Genomic DNA, 19,659 nt, shown 5'->3' with positions numbered 1-19,659 from the left:
ATGTATCTTCATCTTCCCGCTCAGTAGTGCGCCCCAATCTGGCGCGCCCGGACGCACCAGCGCCCGTCAGATGTCCTCTACTGGTGCGCGCCCCCACCTTACAACCGCTCTGACACGACATTTTCCTGCCCGATCCCGACCGGGCACAGCCCTTGCAAAACACACCTTCAGTCGTCCGCATCTGCCAACCAGAAAAATTAAATGTTCATGGAGATCGCACAATGAAGCGTCGCAGTTTGATCAAGGCTTTCACACTCACGGCATCCATTGCCGCGATGGGCATGACCTGGACTGTCCAGGCTGCCGAGACCATCAAGGTCGGGATTCTGCATTCGTTGTCCGGCACCATGGCGATCTCCGAAACGTCGCTCAAAGACATGGCGCTGATGACCATCGACGAAATCAACGCCAAGGGCGGTGTGAACGGCAAGATGCTTGAGCCAGTGGTGGTTGACCCTGCATCCAACTGGCCGCTGTTCGCCGAAAAGGGCCGACAGTTGCTGACCCAGGACAAGGTCGCCGTGGTGTTCGGCTGCTGGACTTCGGTGTCGCGTAAATCGGTGTTGCCGGTGTTCGAAGAGCTCAACGGCCTGCTGTTCTACCCGGTGCAATACGAAGGCGAAGAGATGTCGCCGAACGTCTTCTACACCGGCGCCGCGCCGAACCAGCAAGCGATCCCGGCGGTTGAATATTTGATGAGCGAAGAAGGCGGCAGCGCCAAGCGCTACTTCCTGCTCGGCACCGACTACGTCTACCCGCGCACCACCAACAAGATCCTGCGCTCGTTCCTGCACTCCAAAGGCGTCGCCGACAAGGACATCGAAGAGGTCTACACGCCGTTCGGTCACAGCGACTATCAAACCATCGTCGCCAACATCAAAAAATTCTCCGCCGGTGGCAAGACTGCGGTCATCTCGACGGTCAACGGCGACTCCAACGTGCCGTTCTATAAAGAGCTGGCCAACCAGGGTCTGAAAGCTACTGACGTACCGGTTGTAGCGTTCTCGGTCGGTGAAGAAGAACTGCGCGGCATCGACACCAAACCACTGGTGGGCAACCTCGCGGCGTGGAACTACTTCGAGTCCGTAGAGAATCCGGTGAACAAGAAGTTCGTCGATGACTGGAAGGCTTACGCGAAGAAACACAACCTGCCGGGTGCCGACAAAGCCGTGACCAACGACCCGATGGAAGCCACTTACGTCGGCATCCACATGTGGGCGCAGGCGGTCGAGAAAGCCAAATCCACTGACGTCGACAAAGTCCGCGAAGCCCTCGCCGGCCAGACTTTCGCCGCGCCGTCCGGCTACACGCTGACCATGGACAAGACCAACCACCACCTGCACAAACCGGTGATGATCGGCGAGATCCAGAGCAACGGTCAGTTCAACGTCGTGTGGCAGACCGAAGGGCCGATCCGCGCGCAACCGTGGAGCCCGTTCATTCAGGGCAACGACAAGAAGCCGGATTATGCGGTGAAGAGCAACTGAATCTGACTTGGGTTTTGTTGTGGGGCGGAGATCTTTCCCCCTCACCCCAACCCTCTCCCCCAAGGGGGGCGAGAGGGAAGGGAGCTGATCTCTGTAGCTATCAGAACCTGAGTTCGACGCAGGAACGTCAGGTCGGTGTTGGATGATCTGACAACTCGGTCAGTCCCCTCTCCCTCTGGGAGAGGGTTAGGGTGAGGGGCGGATTCACAGCCGGACACCGCTCCATCGGCCACCGCAAGAAAGGAAACACCACTCATGCCCACTGCCATATTCCGCTTGTTTCTGGCCATCGCACTGCTGTTGCCGATGACTGCCTTTGCTGGCGATGCCGAAGACTTCGTCGCGGCCAATCCCGCGCAACAAGCCAAACTGTTGGAAACCTGGGCCGCGCAGCCCGATCCGGCCCGTATCGAATTGATCAACGCCCTGCAACAAGGCGAACTGACCATCGATGGCCAGCCAAAAACCCTGCGCCTGAACAATCGCCTGCGAGGTCTGATCGACACCGCCATGGCCAGCCACCAATTGCTCGCCGCCGACGCCAAAATCCGTCTGACTGCCGCGCAGCAATTGCAGAAAAGCGCGAAACCCGCGCAGCTGAAATTCCTCGACCAGCAACTCGCTGGCGAAAAAGACGAAAGCGTCCATGCCGCTCTGAGCCTGGCGCTGGCCAATCTGCAACTGGTCGATAGCGACCCGGCGGTGCGCCTCGCCGCCGTACGCCTGCTCGGCGAAACCGGCGACCCACTGGCGCGAACACGCCTTGAAGGTTTGCTTGAACCCGGCGTCGAGAGCGATGCCGGCGTACGCACCGCCGCCGAAACCAGCCTCGCGCAAGTCAAACGCAAACTGCTGATCGGCGAGATCCTCGGCCAGGCGTTCAGCGGCATGTCGCTCGGCTCGATCCTGCTGTTGGCCGCACTCGGTCTGGCGATCACGTTCGGCCTGCTCGGCGTGATCAACATGGCCCACGGCGAAATGCTGATGCTCGGCGCCTACTCGACGTACGTGGTGCAGTTGATGTTCCAGCGCTACGCACCGCAAGCCATCGAGTTCTACCCGCTGATCGCCCTGCCGGTGGCGTTTTTTGTCACGGCGGCAATCGGCATGGCCCTGGAGCGCACGGTAATTCGCCACCTCTACGGCCGGCCACTGGAAACCCTGCTCGCCACCTGGGGCATCAGCCTGATGCTGATTCAGCTTGTGCGTTTGTTGTTCGGCGCGCAGAACGTTGAAGTCGCCAACCCGGCGTGGCTGTCCGGTGGCATTCAAGTGCTGCCGAATCTGGTGCTGCCGTACAACCGCATCGTCATCATTGCGTTCGCACTGTTCGTCGTCGTGCTGACCTGGCTGCTGCTGAACAAGACCCGCCTCGGCCTCAACGTTCGCGCCGTCACTCAAAACCGCAATATGGCCGCCTGCTGCGGCGTGCCGACCGGGCGCGTCGATATGCTCGCCTTCGGCCTCGGTTCGGGCATCGCCGGCCTCGGCGGCGTGGCGCTGAGCCAGATCGGCAACGTCGGCCCGGACCTCGGCCAGAGCTACATCATCGACTCGTTCCTGGTGGTGGTGCTCGGCGGCGTCGGCCAATTGGCCGGTAGCGTGCTGGCGGCCTTCGGCCTCGGTATCGCCAACAAGATTCTCGAACCGCAGATCGGTGCGGTGCTTGGCAAGATCCTGATCCTCGCGCTGATCATTCTGTTTATCCAGAAACGTCCGCAAGGCCTCTTCGCACTGAAAGGACGGGTGATCGACTGATGAACCAGCCTCTGTTAGTCACGGCCACACAAAAGGCCGGCCCAAAAGTCACCCTCGCGGTCGGCGCGGTGATCCTCGCGCTGCTGATTGCCTTGCCGCTGCTGTCGTTGTTGCCGCCGGAAAATGCTTTGTCGGTCTCGGCATACACGCTGACGCTGGTCGGCAAAATCCTCTGCTACGCCATCGTCGCGTTAGCGCTGGATCTGGTCTGGGGTTACGCCGGGTTGCTGTCGCTGGGCCACGGTCTGTTCTTCGCCCTCGGCGGCTATGCGATGGGCATGTACCTGATGCGTCAGGCCGCCGGTGATGGTCTGCCGGCGTTCATGACCTTTCTGTCGTGGAGCGAACTGCCGTGGTACTGGACCGGCACCAGCAACTTCCTCTGGGCGATGTGTCTGGTGGTGCTGGCGCCGGGATTGCTGGCGCTGGTGTTCGGTTTCTTCGCCTTCCGTTCGCGAATCAAGGGCGTGTATTTCTCGATCATGACCCAGGCCCTGACCTTCGCCGGCATGCTCCTGTTTTTCCGTAACGAGACCGGGTTTGGCGGTAACAACGGCTTCACCAATTTCCGCACGATTCTCGGTTTCGGCATCACCGAACCGGGCACCCGTGCAGTGTTGTTTCTGGCCACGGTGTTGCTGCTGGTGGCGAGCTTGTTCATCGGCTGGCGCCTGGCGCAGAGCAAGTTCGGCCGGGTGCTGACCGCATTGCGCGATGCGGAAAACCGCTTGATGTTCTGCGGCTACGATCCGCGCGGTTTCAAGCTGTTCGTGTGGGTGTTGAGTGCGGTGTTGTGTGGCCTGGCCGGTGCGTTGTATGTGCCGCAAGTGGGCATCATCAACCCGAGCGAAATGTCGCCGACCAACTCCATCGAAGCGGCCGTGTGGGTCGCTCTCGGGGGTCGCGGCACGCTGATCGGCCCGCTGCTCGGCGCCGGTGTGGTCAACGGCATGAAGAGCTGGTTCACCGTAGCGTTCCCGGAATACTGGCTGTTCTTCCTCGGCGCGTTGTTCATCGTCGTGACGCTGTACTTGCCCAAAGGCGTGATCGGTCTGCTGAAGAAACGAGGTGAACAATGAGAGTCACGGCGAGCGCTGAATTCATGTTGGAACCGGCCTTTTTCCCCGTCGAACCGAACAAGGACGAGGGCACCAGTCGCGACTCGATCGGCCTCGGCCAGCGCGTCGGCCCGGGTCTGGATACCCGCCACGGCACGATCCTGACCCTGGAAGACATCAGCGTCAGCTTCGATGGCTTTCGCGCACTGAACAATCTCAACCTGTACATCGGCGTCGGTGAGTTGCGCTGCATCATCGGCCCCAACGGCGCGGGCAAGACCACGCTGATGGACGTGATCACCGGCAAGACCCGCCCCAGTCACGGCAAGGCCTGGTTCGGTGAAACGCTGGACCTGACGCAGATGAGCGAAGTGCAGATCGCCCAGGCCGGCATCGGCCGCAAGTTCCAGAAGCCGACCGTTTTCGAAGCGCTGAGCGTATTTGAAAACCTGGAACTGGCGCAGAAGACCGACAAGTCGGTGTGGGCCAGTCTGCGTGCGCGCCTCAGTGGCGAGCAGAAGGACCGGATCAGCGAAGTGCTGGAGACGATTCGCCTGACCACCTCGGTCAATCGCCCGGCCGGGTTGCTCTCTCATGGTCAGAAGCAGTTTCTCGAGATCGGCATGTTGCTGATGCAGGACCCGCAATTGCTGCTGCTCGATGAGCCGGTGGCGGGGATGACCGATGCGGAAACCGAGTTCACCGCTGAACTGTTCAAGTCACTGGCGGGCAAGCATTCGCTGATGGTGGTGGAACATGACATGGGCTTTGTCGGCTCGATTGCCGATCACGTCACCGTGCTGCATCAGGGCAGCGTGTTGGCCGAAGGCTCGCTTGAGCAAGTGCAGGAAAACGAGCGCGTGATCGAGGTCTACCTCGGCCGCTAAGGTTTGCGAATACAAAACCTGTGGGAGCGAGCCTGCTCGCGAAAGCGGTGCATCAGGCGATGAAGATGTTGAATGTCAGTCCGCATTCGCGAGCAGGCTCGCTCCCACAGGGTTCTGTGTGTAACAGAAGGAATTTGAACATGCTGCAAGTCGACAAGCTGCACCAGTACTACGGCGGTAGCCACATCCTCCGGGGCCTGTCTTTCGACGTGAAGGTCGGCGAAGTCACCTGCCTGCTTGGCCGTAACGGCGTGGGCAAGACCACCCTGCTCAAATGCCTGATGGGCCTGCTGCCGGCCAAGGAAGGTGCGGTGAACTGGGAAGGCAAACCGATCACCGCGTTCAAGCCGCACCAGCGTGTCCACGCCGGCATCGCTTATGTGCCGCAAGGCCGGGAAATCTTCGGACGGCTGACCGTGGAAGAAAACCTGTTGATGGGTTTGTCGCGGTTTCCCGGCAGTGAAGCCAAAGAAGTCCCGGGTTTCATCTACGAACTGTTCCCGATGCTGCTACAAATGAAGCAGCGTCGCGGCGGTGACCTCTCTGGCGGTCAGCAACAGCAGTTGGCGATCGGACGAGCATTGGCCAGCCGCCCACGTTTACTCATCCTCGACGAACCCACCGAAGGCATTCAACCCTCGGTGATCAAAGAGATCGGCGCGGTCATCAAGAAACTTGCGGCGCGCGGTGACATGGCGATTTTGCTGGTGGAGCAGTTCTACGATTTCGCCGCAGAACTGGCCGATCAGTACCTGGTGATGTCCCGGGGCGAGATCGTCCAGCAAGGTCGCGGCGAAAATATGGAGGCCGAAGGTGTACGCGGGCTGGTAACGATCTAGTACAACGAACTAATCTGTAGCTTCCTAACGATAATTACAAACCATGAATTCGACTGTTTCACCTGCCCTGTTTACCCCGAGCTGGCACGCCGAGCTGGAACTCGCTTACGCCCGTTTCGGTGACTGCACGCGTCCGGTCATGCGCCGGCACCTCGGCCCGCTGCGGGTGCAAAAACACCTGTACGCCGAAGGCCCCGAGGTCTGCCAGCACATCATCGTCCACCCGCCAGGCGGGATTGCCGGCGGTGATCGGCTGGACATCAGCGCGCGCGTCGAACAACACGCCTGGGCGCAGATCACCAGCCCAGGCGCGGCCAAGTGGTACCGCGCGGGTGGGCCGGCGTATCAAAAGCTCGACTTGAAAGTGGCGGCCGGGGCGACGCTGGAATGGCTGCCGCAAGAAACCATCGTCTATAGCGCCGCGCAGGCTGAGCTGAGTACTTCGATTGATCTTGAAGGCGATGCGCGGCTGTTTTATTGGGACGTGGTGGCGTTGGGTCGCCCGGCCAGTGGCGAGCGTTTTGACCGTGGGCATTTTCAGGCGCATCTGGATATTCGCCGCGATGGCCGATTGCTCTGGCATGAACGCCAGCGCATTGTCGGTGACGACGGTTTGCTTGATTCGCCGATCGGGCTGGATGGTCATCCGGTGTTTGCGACGTTGTTGGTCACTGGTGAGATTGAACCTGAATTGCTTGAGCGCTGCCGCTCGCTGGGCCACGAAGTGCGTGGGGATTTGACCCAATTGCCGGGGCTTTTGGTGGCTCGTTGTCTGGCCAGTGAGGCGTTGCTCGCTCGCGCCTGGCTCATCGATTTATGGCGTTTGCTCAGACCCGCCCTGCTGGGTCGCGACGCGGTATCCCCCAGAATATGGAGCACCTGAAAAGCGACCCTCACCCCCCGCCATCTCCCGGAGGGAGAGGGAGCCTGACCGAGTCGTTTGAAATGAATGTAACTGCCTGAACGAATACTGCTGACTGAACCGGCCACTGAAAACAACCGAGATCAGTCCCCTCTCCCTCGAAGGAGAGAACCTGACCGAGTCGTTTGAAATGAATTTAACTGCCTGAACGAATACTGCTGACTGAACCGGCCACTGAAAACAACCGAGATCAGTCCCCTCTCCCTCGGGAGAGGGCTAGGGTGAGGGGTTGCTCCAACGGGCACCCCGCGCCCGCAAGAACCTCACAAATCTGCCCTGATGGAACCCCACAATGGACCTGACTCCACGCGAAAAAGACAAGCTGCTGATCTTCACCGCCGGCCTCGTCGCCGAGCGGCGTCTGGCCCGCGGCGTGAAACTCAATTACCCGGAAGCCATGGCCTACATCTCCGCCGCGCTGCTCGAAGGCGCGCGTGACGGCCAGACCGTGGCCGAACTGATGCACTTCGGCACCACCCTGCTCAGCCGCGAACAAGTGATGGAAGGCATCCCGGAAATGATCCCGGAGATCCAGGTTGAAGCGACGTTTCCCGACGGCACCAAACTGGTCACCGTCCACCAGCCGATCGTCTGAGGCCGCGCCATGACTTACACCATTCGCGATGCGTTGCACGCCGACCTGCCGGCGATCCGTGACATTTACAACGACGCCGTGCTCAACACCACGGCGATCTGGAATGAACAAGCCGTCGATCTCGGCAACCGCCAGGCGTGGTTCAGCGCGCGTCAGGCCCAGGCTTATCCGATTCTGCTGATCGTCGACGCCGACAACAGCGTGCTCGGCTACGCTTCCTTCGGTGACTGGCGACCGTTCGACGGCTTTCGCCACACCGTCGAGCACTCGGTTTATGTGCGCAGCGACCAGCGTGGCAATGGCCTCGGCCCGCAATTGATGGCAGCGCTGATCGAGCGCGCCAGAACCTGCGGCAAACACGTGATGGTCGCCGCCATAGAAAGCGGCAACGCTGCCTCGATTCGTCTGCACGAGCGCGCCGGTTTCAACATTACCGGGCAGATGCCGCAAGTCGGCACCAAATTCGGCCGCTGGCTCGACCTGACCTTCATGCAACTGACCCTCAACCCTGGCGCGGAGCCGCCTGACGCCATCAAGGAGTGACACCGATGAACGCCGCCCAACTGCGCCGCGTCAATGCTGAAAGTTTTGCGCATTACCGTCAGGGCCTGATTGATCTGCTGCTCGATGCCGTGGGTTACGGCGCCAGCGTCGGCTTCATGGCCGACCTCGATGCGGCGCAGGCGCGCGCGTATTTCGATGAGGTGCAGGACAACGTCAACAAGGGCAGCGTGCTGCTCTGGGTGGTGGTCAAGGACGAGCAGGTACTGGCCAGTGTGCAACTGGGCCTGTGCCAGAAGGCCAACGGCCTCAATCGTGCCGAGGTGCAGAAACTGCTAGTGCGGGAACACGCACGACGTCGCGGCCTCGGCCAGCAACTGATGAGTGCGCTGGAACTCGAAGCGCCGAAACACAAGCGCGGCATGCTTTACCTCGACACCGAGGCCGGCTCGCCCGCCGAAGATTTCTACAAGGCGTTGGGCTACAGCCGCGCAGGCGAAATCCCTGATTACGCCTGCGATCCGAACGGCACCTATCGGCCGACCGCCCTCTATTACAAGATTCTGCAAGGAGCCCAGTGATGATTCCTGGCGAGTACCAGATCCAGCCCGGCGACATCGAACTCAACGTCGGCCGCCGCACTATCAGCCTGAAAGTCGCCAACAGCGGCGACCGGCCAATTCAGGTCGGTTCGCACTATCACTTTTTTGAAACCAACGACGCGCTGACCTTCGATCGCGCCGCCAGCCGTGGCATGCGCCTGAATATTCCGGCGGGCACGGCGGTGCGCTTTGAGCCGGGGCAGAGCCGTGAGGTTGAGCTGGTCGATTACGCCGGGCATCGGCGGGTGTTCGGATTTGCCGGACGAATAATGGGTGACCTCTGACATCTGCGTGCACCGCTGCCCTCACCCCACCGCGACCAGTCCCCTCTGCGGCGCCGATCACCGATAGCCGGCCCACCGCGTACAGTCCCCTCTCCCTCTGGGAGAGGGCTAGGGTGAGGGTCGATGGCTCACCACTATTTTCCTGAAGGACGCTGCATGAAAATTTCCCGTCAAGCCTACGCCGACATGTTCGGCCCCACCGTCGGCGACAAGGTGCGCCTGGCCGACACCGAGCTGTGGATCGAAGTCGAACAAGACTTCACCACCTACGGCGAAGAAGTGAAATTCGGTGGCGGCAAAGTCATCCGCGACGGCCAGGGCCAAAGCCAGTTGCTGGCTGCCGAAGTGGTCGACACGCTGATCACCAACGCGCTGATCATCGACCACTGGGGCATCGTCAAAGCCGACGTCGGCCTCAAGGACGGGCGCATCGCCGCGATCGGCAAGGCCGGCAACCCCGACGTGCAGCCCAACGTGACCATCGCCATTGGCGCCGGCACCGAAGTAATCGCCGGCGAAGGCATGATCCTCACCGCGGGTGGCATCGACACACACATCCATTTCATCTGCCCGCAGCAGATCGAAGAAGCACTGATGAGCGGCGTCACCACCATGATCGGCGGCGGCACCGGCCCAGCCACTGGCACCAACGCCACCACTTGCACCTCCGGCCCGTGGCACTTGGCGCGCATGCTTCAGGCCGCTGACGCGTTCCCGATGAACATCGGCCTCACCGGCAAGGGCAACGCCAGCCTGCCGGAACCGTTGATCGAGCAGGTCAAGGCCGGCGCCATCGGCCTCAAGCTGCACGAAGACTGGGGCACCACGCCAGCAAGCATCGATAACTGCCTGAGCGTCGCCGATCAGTTCGACGTGCAGGTGGCGATCCACACCGACACCCTCAACGAATCCGGTTTCGTCGAAACCACCCTCGGCGCGTTCAAGGGCCGCACCATTCACACCTATCACACCGAAGGTGCCGGTGGCGGTCACGCACCGGACATCATCAAGGCTTGCGGCTTCCCTAACGTGCTGCCGAGCTCGACCAACCCGACCCGACCGTTCACGCGCAACACCATCGACGAACATCTCGACATGCTGATGGTCTGCCACCATCTCGACCCGAGCATTGCCGAAGACGTCGCCTTCGCCGAAAGCCGGATCCGCCGCGAAACGATTGCCGCCGAAGACATCCTTCACGACCTCGGCGCGTTCTCGATGATCAGCTCCGACAGCCAGGCCATGGGCCGTGTCGGCGAAGTCATCACGCGCACCTGGCAGACCGCCGACAAGATGAAAAAGCAGCGCGGCCCGCTGCCGCAGGACGGCGCAGGCAACGACAACTTCCGCGCCAAGCGCTACATCGCCAAGTACACGATCAACCCGGCGATCACCCATGGCATCAGCCATGAAGTCGGCTCGATCGAAGTCGGCAAGTGGGCCGATCTGGTGCTGTGGCGTCCGGCATTCTTCGGCGTGAAACCGACGTTGATCCTCAAGGGCGGTGCGATTGCCGCGAGCCTGATGGGCGATGCCAACGCCTCGATCCCGACGCCGCAACCGGTGCACTACCGCCCGATGTTCGCCAGCTACGGCGGCTCGCTGCATGCCACCAGCCTGACCTTTATCAGTCAGGCGGCGCAGGAAGCCGGGCTGCCTGAAACATTGGGTTTGAAGAAGAAAATCGGCGTGGTCAAAGGCTGCCGTGATGTGCAGAAAACCGACCTGATCCACAACGACTATCTGCCGAATATCGATGTCGATCCGCAGACCTATCAGGTCAAGGCGGATGGCGTTCTGCTGTGGTGTGAGCCGGCAGAAACGTTGCCGATGGCCCAGCGGTATTTCCTGTTCTGACGCAGCCGCCACGCTGTAGAAAGGCCTCGGGACCGCGCCTTGCGCACAGTCTCGGGGCCTTTTTCGTGCCGGTATGAAACCACCACGCAAACAGTCGTGTAATTCTCGCCAAAGGAACTACTATTCGATTCGCTCCACCTCTTTTCAGGAACTGCCCATGCGTCTATCCGAGTTCATCCTGGCGAATATCGAGCCTATCGTCGATGAGTGGGAACAGTTCGCCGCAACGATCACGCCGGCCGCCGACTACCTGGATTCCGCGGCTCTGCGCGATCACGCCAGCGCCATTCTGCGGGCCGCGGCCCGCGACATGAGCAAGCCGCAGAGCCCTGCCGAACAGGCCGCCAAAGCCAAGGGCGAAGGCCCGGAAAAAACCCCGAGTCTGGACGAGGCCGGCGCCAGTCATGGCGAGTTGCGCCACACCGTGGGTTTTGACCTGGTGCAGATGACCTCCGAGTTCCGTCATCTGCGCGCTTGCGTGATCCGCCTGTGGGTCGACAGCCTCAAAGCCCCGGACATGGCCTGTTTTCAGGACATGATCCGCTTCAACGAAGCCATCGACGAAGCACTGGCCGAATCGACTGCGGCCTACGCCGAACAGGTCAATCGCTCGCGGGACATCTTCCTCGCCATTCTCGGCCATGACCTGCGTGCGCCGCTGCAAGCGGTGAGCATGTCCATCGAGTTGCTGCTGCGCAAATCCAGCCTCGAGGGCGATGCGCTGGCCTGCGCCCTGCACATCAAGCGTGGCGCGCGGCACATGGCGGCGATGGTCAGCGACTTGCTGGAACTGGTGCGCAGTCGACTGGGCAGAAGCCTGCCGATCGAACCGACGCCAATGGATCTGGCCGATGCCGCACGGGCGGCGATTGCCGAGGCGTGCGCCGGCAATCCGGAGTGCGATCCGAAGCTCAATGTTAACGGCGACCCGCGCGGTACCTGGGATGCCGGCCGAATCGACCAGTTACTGCAGAACCTGATTGGCAATGCCTTGCAGCACGGAGCCAAAAAGCGCGATGTCACTCTCGATATCGATGGCGCGGGCGAAAACGTCTGCCTGTCGGTGCACAACTACGGCACACCGATTCCCGAAGAGGCGCTCGGCACGATTTTCGACCCGCTGGTGCGCAGCGCCGACGAAGAACTCGGACAGCCGTCAACCAGCCTCGGGTTGGGCCTGTTTATCGTCAAGGAAGTGGTGAGTGCCCATGGCGGCACCATCGAAGTCAGCTCGAACGAGACTGACGGGACGCGGTTCAACGTGGTGTTGCCCAGAACGGTTTAAGCAGGATCACCGCGTTATCGTTCTTCGCGAGCAAGCTCGCTCCCACAGGAGACCGTGTTCACATGTGGGAGCGGGATTGCTCGCGAAGAGGCGCGATCAAGCAACTGATAAACATCAGGCAGACTACTCGACCACCAGCCGCCCCAAACGCTGGCGCAACATGCGGTTCTCGGCCCGCAGCTCCTGCACTTCTTCAAGCAGATCGAGTGCCAGCGCGACGCCCTCCCACTCAAGCTCCAGCTCGCGCCGCAATTTGGCGGCGCGCTTGGCCAGACTCAGCTCGTAGTCGGTGAAACGCCACTCCCGGGGCTGCGCACCCTGAGGTTCGAGGATGCCGTGTTCGACGATTTCGATCACGTAGACGTCCGACAGATCGGCCGCCTCACAGAATTCTGCCAGGTCCAGTTGAACGATCAGGGGGCTGCTCATGATGGCTACTCCGTCGTCGGGTTCAGAAGTTCTCGCGCGGGTTGAAGGCGGCTTTCTTCGCCAGTTCCTGCCACAGTGCCTTGACCTCGTCGTCAGCAGCTTTCGGCATCACGGCTTTGAGCTGGACGAACAGGTAACCGCGTTCGCCTGCCTTGTTTTTCAGACCATGACCCTTGGCGCGCATGCGTTGGCCGTTCTGGCTGCCGGCGGGCACCTTGAGGTTGATCTTGCCGGTCAGGGTCGGCACGGCCACTTCGGTGCCCAGCGCCAGCTCCCACGGGGCCAGCGGCAAGGTGATGATGAGGTTTTCGCCTTCAACATCGAATTTCGGGTGTGGCGCAAAACGAATGGTCAGGTACAGATCGCCATTCGCCCCGCCACCAACGCCCGGTGCGCCCTGGCCCTTGAGGCGGATGCGCTCGCCGTCGGTCACGCCCGCCGGGATCTTCACGTTCAGGCTCTTGCTGGTGTTACTGACGTGCTGGCCGTTGGCGTTGTACTGCGGCACCTGGAAGGTGACTTTCTTCGACTCGTTCGACAGCGTCTCCTCGAGGAAGATCGGCAGTTCCATTTCCACGTCTTGCCCTCGGCGCCCAGCACTGCGTTGTTGTCGACCTTCGCCGCCACCGAAACCGGGGCCGCGATTGCCGAAGATCGAACTGAAGAAGTCCGAGAAGTCACCGGTGTCGCCACCGCCGCCGCCAAAGCCGCCACGGCTCTGCCAGCCCGGTGGTCCCTGGAACGGCTGACCGTGCTGACCATAACGGCGCAGCTCGTCGTATTCGGCGCGTTTGTCGGCGCTTTTCAGCGCTTCATAGGCTTCCGAGGCGTCTTTGAACTTGGCCTCGGCGTCTTTTTCCTTGCTGACATCCGGGTGGTATTTGCGCGCCAGCTTGCGATAGGCAGCCTTGATTGCCTTGTCGTCTGCTGTCGGCTCCACGCCGAGTATCTTGTAATAGTCTTTGAAGTCCATCGAAGGAGTCACCGTCCGTTATCGATTTCGCGCCGATGCCAGCATGCGCCGATTCGCGCGTGCCAGGTTGACCGATCTCAAAGTTGTGACCGGGTGGCGCAGCAGAAGTTTATCGGCAGTGGACGGCGGTTCTTGCGACCGCCGGTGGTTCTGCCGGCCCATGCCAGCAAGTTTGGGGCAAAGCTTGAGGTTTCAAGGCAGTTTAGTCGTGAAATAGCAGATGACCGGCCTTCGAATCTGGCGCGCACTGACATACACTGCGCGGCCGTTTTTTTGACCGGAACCGAAAGACATGAAAGACGCCTCTCCAGCCCGTGCCTGCGGCATCGACTTCGGCACGTCCAACTCCACCGTCGGCTGGCTGCGCCCCGGCATGGAAACGATGATCGCGCTGGAAGACGACAAGATCACCCTGCCGTCGGTGGTCTTCTTCAACATCGAGGAACGCCGCCCGGTGTACGGTCGTCTGGCGCTGCACGAGTACCTGGAAGGCTACGAAGGCCGGCTGATGCGCTCGCTGAAAAGCCTGCTCGGTTCCAAGCTGATCAAGCACGACACCAGCGTGCTCGGCACCGCGATGCCGTTCAAGGACTTGCTCGGCCTGTTCATCGGCCAGTTGAAGAGCCGCGCCGAAACCGCCGCCGGTCGGGAATTCGAGCAAGTGGTGCTCGGGCGTCCGGTGTTCTTCGTCGATGATGATCCACTGGCTGACCAGGAAGCCGAAGACACCCTGGTCGAAGTGGCGCGCAAGATCGGCTTCAAAGAGGTCTCGTTCCAGTACGAACCGATTGCGGCGGCCTTCGACTACGAGTCGACCATCGAGAAAGAAGAGCTGGTGCTGATTGTCGACATCGGCGGTGGTACCTCTGACTTCTCGCTGGTGCGCCTGTCGCCCGAGCGTCGTGGCCTCGATAACCGTCACGATGACATCCTCGCCACCGGCGGTGTGCACATCGGCGGGACCGATTTCGACAAACAGCTGAGCCTGCAAGGTCTGATGCCGCTGTTCGGCTACGGCAGCCGCATGAAGAGCGGCGCCTACATGCCGACCAGCCACCACATGAACCTGGCGACCTGGCACACCATCAACTCGGTGTACTCGCAAAAATCCAGCCTGGCGCTGGGCAGCATGCGTTACGACATCGAAGACACTGGCGGCATCGATCGCTTGTTCAAGCTGATCGAACAGCGCGCCGGGCACTGGCTGGCGATGGAAGTCGAAGAAACCAAGATCCAGCTGACACACAGCGACAGCCGCCATGTGCCGCTGGACCGGATCGAGGCCGGGTTGAGTGTGGAACTGAGCCGCGCGCTGTTTGAATCGGCGATCGATGCGCTGCTGGAGCGCGTGCGCGGCAGTGTCACACAGTTGTTGAACGATGCCGGTGTGGCGGTCGATCAGGTCGACACGGTGTTCTTCACCGGTGGTTCGAGCGGCATTCCGGCACTGCGCAACAGCGTCTCGGCGATGCTGCCGAATGCGCGGCATGTCGAAGGGAATATTTTTGGCAGCATTGGTAGCGGTTTGGCGATTGACGCGATGAAACGCTATGGCGCCATGAACTGACCTGAAATCGGCGTCGTGCCTTTCGCGAGCAAGCTCGCTCCCACATTTGACCGCATTTCTTCAGTTGAAATGCAATTCAGTGTGGGAGCGAGCTTGCTCGCGAAGGCGTCAGACCAGGCAACACATATCCATCAGTTACACCATCCCGCCCAGCTTCAACTCACTCTTCAGGTACGCATAATAAATCGGCCCCGCCACCACCCCCGGCAGGCCGAACGCGGCCTCGAACACCAGCATCGCCAGCAGCAACTCCCACGACTTGGCACTGATCTGCCCGCCGACAATCCGCGCGTTGAGGAAGTACTCGAGCTTGTGGATAAAAATCAGATAGCCCAGCGCGGCAATCGCCACCCAGATCGATAGCGACAGGCCGACGATGGTGATCAGCGTGTTCGACATGAGGTTGCCGATCACCGGCAGCAGGCCGAGCAGGAAGGTCAGCACGATCAGGGTTTTGGTCAGCGGCAACTTGATGCCGAACATCGGCAGGATCACCGCGAGGAAGATCCCGGTGAAGAAAGTGTTGAGCAGGGAAATCTTGATTTGCGCGAAGACGATGTTGCGGAAGGCCTGCACCAGCAAGTGCAAGCGATCAAACAGGGCCGCCGCCAGCGGTTTGCGCTTGGTGACGTCGGGGATGCGCTGCAAGGCGATGATCGCACCGAGCACCATGCCGATCAGCAGCGTCACAAACATATGTGCCGCGTCTTTGCCGACCAGTTGCAGGTCGGACAGGTGCTTGCCCATCCACTCGCCAATCGCTACGCGAAATTCCGCAGCACTGGCCGGCAGATAGGCGTCGATGAACGGCGGCAATTGCCCCCGCGCGCGGTCGACCACGCCCATGAACTTGTCCAGTGAGGCGCCGGGATTTTCCGCTTCATGCAATAAGAAGCTGATGGCGCCGGCGAAGATCAACGCCAGCACACTCACCACTAACGTGCCCAGCAAAGCCACCGCCAGCCAACGCGCGCGGCGACCTTCAATCAGCCGTTGCAGTTGCGGGGTGAGCATGTTGACCAGTTCAAATACCAGCAGCCCGGCCAGCAGGCTCGGCAACAAGCGCAGCGGCAGCACCAGCAGCAAACCGCCGAAAATGATGATGCAGCTGACCCAGAACACTACATGACGCTCAGAAAACGTTGGCATACAGCCTCAAAACGAACGGCGTAAAAGGATTGGCAGTCTGCCAGCGTTCCGGGGTGAGCACTAGAAATATGCGGAGCTTCAGCCCCCTCACCCTAGCCCTCTCCCAGGGGGAGAGGGAACCGATTGGGGTATGCACTGGATATCCAGTGACCTGAAACAGCGACATGGAATCCATAATCGACCGGTTTTTTTCAGGTCGACGAGTTTCTTGAGACACCGCGGTCAGTCCCCTCTCCCTCCGGGAGAGGGTTAGGGTGAGGGCAAATTTCAAGCGGACGCGTCGACCCTGACACTCCACAGAACCGGATTATTTTTTCTTCAGGCAATCACTCATGAACGTCTTGCGCGCATCGCCGGTCAGGGCTTTGGTTTTCGCGTCGGCGTTACAGGTTTTCATTTTCTCCTGCTGCGGGGTCAGGGCCTTGGCATCGTTGGCCGCTGGCGCTGCCTTAAGGCAGGTGCTCATGAAGGTTTTGCGCTCATCGCCTTTCAGACTCTTGGCGGTCGCATCAGCATTGCAGGTGGTCATCTTGTTCTGTTGCGCCGTGGCGGCAAAACCTTGGGAACACAGGAGCAAACCAATCATCAACAAAGGGACACGCAACATCTTCATGGAGTTTTCTCCTTGTCGCCGCACCGATGGGAACGGCCTCTGCTGGAGTGTAGCCAAATCTTGTTACACCTTCCTGCCTTCCAGATGGCTACGGCGATACTGCTCTGGCGTACACCCGGCCTGCCGCGCGAACATGGCGATAAACGCCGAGCCACTGCTGTAGCCGAGATCGAAGGCGATTTCCTGCACGCTGCGCGAAGTTTCCAGCGCCTCGATTGCCGCGAGATAGCGCAGACGCTGGCGCCACTCGCCGAAACTCATCCCCAGCTCCCGAACGAATTGCCGGGCCAGCGTGCGTTCGCTGACGTGCACCTGCAGCGCCCAATGCGCCAGCGGCTGATTGTTGCCCGGCTCGGCCTGCAAGGTTTCGAGAATCGCCAGCAACCCCGGACTGCTCGCGTACGGCAGATAGCATTCGTGCACTGGCGCCTGTTGCAGTTGATCGACGAGAACCTGAGCCAGACGCTGATCGGCATCGAGTTCAGGAATCTTCACGTCACGGGCGGCGAAGTCTTTGAGAATTGCCTTGAGAATGTCGCTGATCGCCAGGGTACAGGCGCGCTTGGGCAGTTCGGCGCAGACTTTGGGGTCAAGGCACACCGCGCGATAGTTGACCGGTTGATGGCTGTAGAAACTGTGCTCGACCTGCGGCGGCACCCACACCGCGTACTGCGGCGGCGACATGAAACGGCTGCCGTCGACGTCCATGTGCAGCACGCCATGAGCGGCGTACTCCAGCGTGCCCCACGGATGCCGATGCGGGGCGGCGAATTCGTGGGCATTGAAGTCGGCGTAGCGGAAGTACACCGCTGACGGCAGTTCGCTGAAATCCAGCAGATCGATGTGTTTGCTGTTCATGCTGTCCGGTTTCAAAGGCAGGTTGTCTGGTTCGCAGTATAGGCCTGCATCCAGACAAGGGATAATTGCCCTTCATCAACGTACTGGTTTCGACTCATGCAATACGCGTTTCCGCTGCTGGCGATTTTTATCTGGGCCGGCAATACCGTGATCAACAAACTCGCAGTCGGGGCGATTTTCCCCGCCGAGATCGGTTTCTACCGCTGGCTGCTCGCCGGTTTGCTGTTCACCCCATTCATGCTCAAAGCCGTCATCGCGCACTGGCCGCAGATCCGTCCAAACCTGGGCAGGATTTTCATCCTCGGCGTACTCGGCATGGCGGTCTATCAGAGCCTCGCCTACTTCGCCGCAACCCTGACCACCGCGACCAACATGGGCATCATCCTCTCGCTGATGCCGTTGATGTCGCTGGCCATGGCGATCATCAGTCTCGGCCAACGCCTGACCGCCGGTGCGCTGGTCGGTGCGGTTCTGTCGTTTGCCGGCGTATTGGTCGTGGTCTCGTCCGGCAGCCTCGGCGCGTTGCTGCAGCACGGCGTGAACATGGGTGATGCGATGATGTTGATCGCCACCCTGGCCTATGCGATCTACAGCACTTTGCTGAAAAAATGGCAGCTGCGCCTGCCGCCGCTGGTGTTGCTGTATTTGCAGGTGCTGGTGGCGATTGTCGTGTTGTTTCCTTTGTATGCCGCCTCGCCAAAAACCGGTTTGACCCTGCAGAACATTCCGCTGGTGTTGTATGCATGCCTGCTGGCGTCGATGCTTGCGCCACTGGCGTGGATGCAAGCTGTGCAGCGGTTGGGGCCGAGTCGCACGACGTTGTTCTTTAACTTGCTGCCGTTGATTACCGCGCTGATTGCAGCAGTGGTGTTGAAGGAGCAGTTGGCGATGTATCACCTGGTGGGTGGGTTGCTGACCTTGGGTGGGGTGATTTTGTCTGAGCGCTGGACAACCGTGTTGGGCCGCCGGATCAGCGTTGCCTGACCCGACCTCTTCGCGAGCAAGCTCGCTCCCACAGGGAAATGCATTCCAATGTGGGAGCGAGCTTGCTCGCGAAGAACGATGACTAGGTCTTGCGGTTAAACGCCGGCAGCCTTTAGCCGCGCCGCATGCTCAACAAACAGCCGAACCGGATCCGCGCCCTTGCCAACCAGCCCCAGCGACTGGTTAACAATGTCGAAGTGATCCAGCGGATAGTCATCGCCAATCACCGTGCCCAGATGCGAGCTGTACCGCCCGACCATCCCGTCACACTGCCCCGGCTCACGCACGAAGGTTTTCGCAAACAAGCGACAACTGCGATTGGTCCCGTCGAACAGATTACCGCCACGATCAGTCTTGCCCGGCTGCAACGTCCCTGACCAAGAGTAATAACGCACACCATTGACCTCCTCCGGCCCGTGCCCACCCCAGGTTTCAGGCAACCCCTGTGGATAACGCTGATTGAACAGCGCCACACCCTCAGTCGTCAGCGATTGGTGCGAGGCGTGAATATCCACCGGCAGTTTCGGTCCGTGGTAACCGGTCTCCAGCAGTGCCATCAGCCAGCCGACAAAACGCAGCAATGCTTCAAGCAGACGGCCCTTGGCGCTGTCCGCCGGGTAGTGTTTTTGCAGATAGTCGGCCAGTTCCGAGCCATGATTCGGTCCGGCGACCGACGTCACCGAGGCCACCAGATCCGGCCGTTTCGCCGCCGCATAGCGCGCCGTCAGCGAACCCTGACTGTGGCCGAACAGGTTGACCTTGTGCGCCCCGGTCTCGCGCAAAATCTCATCAATCCGCGCCAGCAACTGCTCGCCGCGCACCTCCGTCGAATGCAGCGGCGACACCTGTACAGCAATCACCGTCGCCCCACCACGGCGCAGCGCCTTGATGATGCCGTACCAGTACGGATAGAGAACCAGCCGGATAAACCCGAGCATGCCGGGCACCAGCACCAGTGGATAACGCGTTGACATGGGCAAACATCCTTGTGGTCGGTGAGTGGATGCCAGG

At 60.7% G+C, this 19,659-nt stretch carries 20 protein-coding genes; 14 read left to right on the top strand and 6 right to left on the bottom strand.

All coding sequences use genetic code 11. The features are described from left to right. Nucleotides 1-221: 221 nt before the first annotated feature. The 12 genes from urtA to BMY54_RS05250 all read left to right on the top strand — a co-directional run bounded on the left by urtA (nt 222) and on the right by BMY54_RS05250 (nt 12,075). Complete coding sequence (gene urtA / locus BMY54_RS05305; protein ID WP_093430225.1) at nt 222-1,487, top strand: urea ABC transporter substrate-binding protein; 1,266 nt, start codon at nt 222-224, stop codon at nt 1,485-1,487. A 255-nt stretch (nt 1,488-1,742) separates the two neighbouring features. Beyond that, nucleotides 1,743-3,245, top strand: coding sequence for an urea ABC transporter permease subunit UrtB (gene urtB / locus BMY54_RS05300; RefSeq protein WP_093430224.1), 1,503 nt, complete (start codon nt 1,743-1,745; stop codon nt 3,243-3,245). Continuing rightward, nucleotides 3,245-4,324, top strand: a complete 1,080-nt coding sequence (urtC, locus tag BMY54_RS05295; protein ID WP_093430223.1) for an urea ABC transporter permease subunit UrtC — start codon at nt 3,245-3,247, stop codon at nt 4,322-4,324. The genes urtB and urtC overlap by 1 nt, the downstream gene beginning before the upstream one ends. Further along, nucleotides 4,321-5,190, top strand: a complete 870-nt coding sequence (urtD, locus tag BMY54_RS05290; RefSeq protein WP_093430222.1) for an urea ABC transporter ATP-binding protein UrtD — start codon at nt 4,321-4,323, stop codon at nt 5,188-5,190. The genes urtC and urtD overlap by 4 nt, the downstream gene beginning before the upstream one ends. Before the next feature lie 140 nt (nt 5,191-5,330). Then, entirely contained in the window at nt 5,331-6,029 is a 699-nt protein-coding gene (gene urtE, locus BMY54_RS05285; RefSeq protein ID WP_093430221.1) for an urea ABC transporter ATP-binding subunit UrtE, read from the top strand. A gap of 43 nt (nt 6,030-6,072) precedes the next feature. Then, nucleotides 6,073-6,912 (top strand): urease accessory protein UreD, encoded by an 840-nt coding sequence (locus BMY54_RS05280; RefSeq protein ID WP_093430220.1) that lies wholly within the window; start codon nt 6,073-6,075, stop codon nt 6,910-6,912. A 331-nt stretch (nt 6,913-7,243) separates the two neighbouring features. Next, complete coding sequence (ureA, locus tag BMY54_RS05275) at nt 7,244-7,546, top strand: urease subunit gamma (protein WP_007915951.1); 303 nt, start codon at nt 7,244-7,246, stop codon at nt 7,544-7,546. 9 nt (nt 7,547-7,555) lie between these two features. After that, the gene (locus BMY54_RS05270) at nt 7,556-8,089 is read left to right on the top strand and encodes a GNAT family N-acetyltransferase (RefSeq protein WP_093430219.1); all 534 of its coding nucleotides are present in this window, start codon (nt 7,556-7,558) and stop codon (nt 8,087-8,089) included. Between the two features lie 5 nt (nt 8,090-8,094). Next, nucleotides 8,095-8,628, top strand: coding sequence for a GNAT family N-acetyltransferase (locus BMY54_RS05265; protein WP_093430218.1), 534 nt, complete (start codon nt 8,095-8,097; stop codon nt 8,626-8,628). Then, nucleotides 8,628-8,933, top strand: coding sequence for an urease subunit beta (locus tag BMY54_RS05260; RefSeq protein ID WP_093430217.1), 306 nt, complete (start codon nt 8,628-8,630; stop codon nt 8,931-8,933). Before BMY54_RS05265 ends, BMY54_RS05260 begins: the two co-directional genes overlap by 1 nt. Before the next feature lie 156 nt (nt 8,934-9,089). Further along, nucleotides 9,090-10,790: an urease subunit alpha gene (gene ureC, locus BMY54_RS05255; RefSeq protein ID WP_093430216.1), complete on the top strand. Its 1,701-nt coding sequence runs from the start codon at nt 9,090-9,092 to the stop codon at nt 10,788-10,790. Nucleotides 10,791-10,947: 157 nt separating this feature from the next. Next, nucleotides 10,948-12,075 carry a sensor histidine kinase gene (locus tag BMY54_RS05250; RefSeq protein WP_093430215.1) on the top strand — a complete coding sequence of 376 codons (1,128 nt, stop codon included), beginning with the start codon at nt 10,948-10,950 and terminating at the stop codon, nt 12,073-12,075. Between the two features lie 123 nt (nt 12,076-12,198). Here BMY54_RS05250 and BMY54_RS05245 read toward each other — a convergent pair whose 3' ends face one another. Continuing rightward, nucleotides 12,199-12,504: a chaperone modulator CbpM gene (locus tag BMY54_RS05245; protein ID WP_093430214.1), complete on the bottom strand. Its 306-nt coding sequence runs from the start codon at nt 12,502-12,504 to the stop codon at nt 12,199-12,201. A gap of 22 nt (nt 12,505-12,526) precedes the next feature. Next, nucleotides 12,527-13,477, bottom strand: a complete 951-nt coding sequence (locus BMY54_RS05240) for a DnaJ C-terminal domain-containing protein (protein WP_093430213.1) — start codon at nt 13,475-13,477, stop codon at nt 12,527-12,529. Between the two features lie 292 nt (nt 13,478-13,769). Here BMY54_RS05240 and BMY54_RS05235 point away from each other — a divergent pair, with 292 nt between their 5' ends. Further along, nucleotides 13,770-15,044, top strand: a complete 1,275-nt coding sequence (locus BMY54_RS05235; protein WP_093430212.1) for an Hsp70 family protein — start codon at nt 13,770-13,772, stop codon at nt 15,042-15,044. A gap of 135 nt (nt 15,045-15,179) precedes the next feature. Here BMY54_RS05235 and BMY54_RS05230 read toward each other — a convergent pair whose 3' ends face one another. From BMY54_RS05230 to BMY54_RS05220, 3 genes are all read right to left on the bottom strand, one after another. Beyond that, the gene (locus tag BMY54_RS05230; RefSeq protein ID WP_093430211.1) at nt 15,180-16,193 is read right to left on the bottom strand and encodes an AI-2E family transporter; all 1,014 of its coding nucleotides are present in this window, start codon (nt 16,191-16,193) and stop codon (nt 15,180-15,182) included. A gap of 307 nt (nt 16,194-16,500) precedes the next feature. Continuing rightward, the gene (locus tag BMY54_RS05225; RefSeq protein ID WP_007950613.1) at nt 16,501-16,806 is read right to left on the bottom strand and encodes a PsiF family protein; all 306 of its coding nucleotides are present in this window, start codon (nt 16,804-16,806) and stop codon (nt 16,501-16,503) included. 63 nt (nt 16,807-16,869) lie between these two features. After that, the gene (locus BMY54_RS05220) at nt 16,870-17,664 is read right to left on the bottom strand and encodes an AraC family transcriptional regulator (RefSeq protein ID WP_093430359.1); all 795 of its coding nucleotides are present in this window, start codon (nt 17,662-17,664) and stop codon (nt 16,870-16,872) included. Between the two features lie 96 nt (nt 17,665-17,760). Here BMY54_RS05220 and BMY54_RS05215 point away from each other — a divergent pair, with 96 nt between their 5' ends. Then, on the top strand, nt 17,761-18,648 hold the full coding sequence (locus tag BMY54_RS05215; RefSeq protein ID WP_093430210.1) for a DMT family transporter: 888 nt from the start codon (nt 17,761-17,763) through the stop codon (nt 18,646-18,648). 95 nt (nt 18,649-18,743) lie between these two features. On the opposite strand, the gene BMY54_RS05210 is transcribed toward BMY54_RS05215, so the two are convergent. Then, on the bottom strand, nt 18,744-19,622 hold the full coding sequence (locus BMY54_RS05210) for an esterase/lipase family protein (RefSeq protein WP_093430209.1): 879 nt from the start codon (nt 19,620-19,622) through the stop codon (nt 18,744-18,746). Nucleotides 19,623-19,659 lie beyond the last annotated feature (37 nt).

This window comes from Pseudomonas sp. ok266 (genome assembly GCF_900110195.1).
GTDB classification, from domain to species: Bacteria; Pseudomonadota; Gammaproteobacteria; order Pseudomonadales; family Pseudomonadaceae; genus Aquipseudomonas; species Aquipseudomonas neuropathica.
Note: the sequence above shows the minus strand (reverse complement) of the source record. Positions and strands in the feature narration are given on the sequence as shown.

Bases quoted from the DNA above. Each gene is read 5' to 3' on its own strand.
- urtC (WP_093430223.1), top strand. From the start codon at position 3,245: ATGAACCAGCCTCTGTTAGTCACGGCCACACAAAAGGCCGGCCCAAAA.
- BMY54_RS05235 (WP_093430212.1), top strand. From the start codon at position 13,770: ATGAAAGACGCCTCTCCAGCCCGTGCCTGCGGCATCGACTTCGGCACG.
- BMY54_RS05265 (WP_093430218.1), top strand. From the start codon at position 8,095: ATGAACGCCGCCCAACTGCGCCGCGTCAATGCTGAAAGTTTTGCGCAT.
- BMY54_RS05215 (WP_093430210.1), top strand. From the start codon at position 17,761: ATGCAATACGCGTTTCCGCTGCTGGCGATTTTTATCTGGGCCGGCAAT.
- BMY54_RS05220 (WP_093430359.1), bottom strand. From the start codon at position 17,664: ATGAACAGCAAACACATCGATCTGCTGGATTTCAGCGAACTGCCGTCA.
- BMY54_RS05280 (WP_093430220.1), top strand. From the start codon at position 6,073: ATGAATTCGACTGTTTCACCTGCCCTGTTTACCCCGAGCTGGCACGCC.
- BMY54_RS05225 (WP_007950613.1), bottom strand. From the start codon at position 16,806: ATGAAGATGTTGCGTGTCCCTTTGTTGATGATTGGTTTGCTCCTGTGT.
- BMY54_RS05210 (WP_093430209.1), bottom strand. From the start codon at position 19,622: ATGTCAACGCGTTATCCACTGGTGCTGGTGCCCGGCATGCTCGGGTTT.
- BMY54_RS05250 (WP_093430215.1), top strand. From the start codon at position 10,948: ATGCGTCTATCCGAGTTCATCCTGGCGAATATCGAGCCTATCGTCGAT.
- BMY54_RS05270 (WP_093430219.1), top strand. From the start codon at position 7,556: ATGACTTACACCATTCGCGATGCGTTGCACGCCGACCTGCCGGCGATC.
- BMY54_RS05260 (WP_093430217.1), top strand. From the start codon at position 8,628: ATGATTCCTGGCGAGTACCAGATCCAGCCCGGCGACATCGAACTCAAC.
- BMY54_RS05240 (WP_093430213.1), bottom strand. From the start codon at position 13,477: ATGGACTTCAAAGACTATTACAAGATACTCGGCGTGGAGCCGACAGCA.
- urtE (WP_093430221.1), top strand. From the start codon at position 5,331: ATGCTGCAAGTCGACAAGCTGCACCAGTACTACGGCGGTAGCCACATC.
- urtD (WP_093430222.1), top strand. From the start codon at position 4,321: ATGAGAGTCACGGCGAGCGCTGAATTCATGTTGGAACCGGCCTTTTTC.
- BMY54_RS05245 (WP_093430214.1), bottom strand. From the start codon at position 12,504: ATGAGCAGCCCCCTGATCGTTCAACTGGACCTGGCAGAATTCTGTGAG.
- urtA (WP_093430225.1), top strand. From the start codon at position 222: ATGAAGCGTCGCAGTTTGATCAAGGCTTTCACACTCACGGCATCCATT.
- ureA (WP_007915951.1), top strand. From the start codon at position 7,244: ATGGACCTGACTCCACGCGAAAAAGACAAGCTGCTGATCTTCACCGCC.
- ureC (WP_093430216.1), top strand. From the start codon at position 9,090: ATGAAAATTTCCCGTCAAGCCTACGCCGACATGTTCGGCCCCACCGTC.
- urtB (WP_093430224.1), top strand. From the start codon at position 1,743: ATGCCCACTGCCATATTCCGCTTGTTTCTGGCCATCGCACTGCTGTTG.
- BMY54_RS05230 (WP_093430211.1), bottom strand. From the start codon at position 16,193: ATGCCAACGTTTTCTGAGCGTCATGTAGTGTTCTGGGTCAGCTGCATC.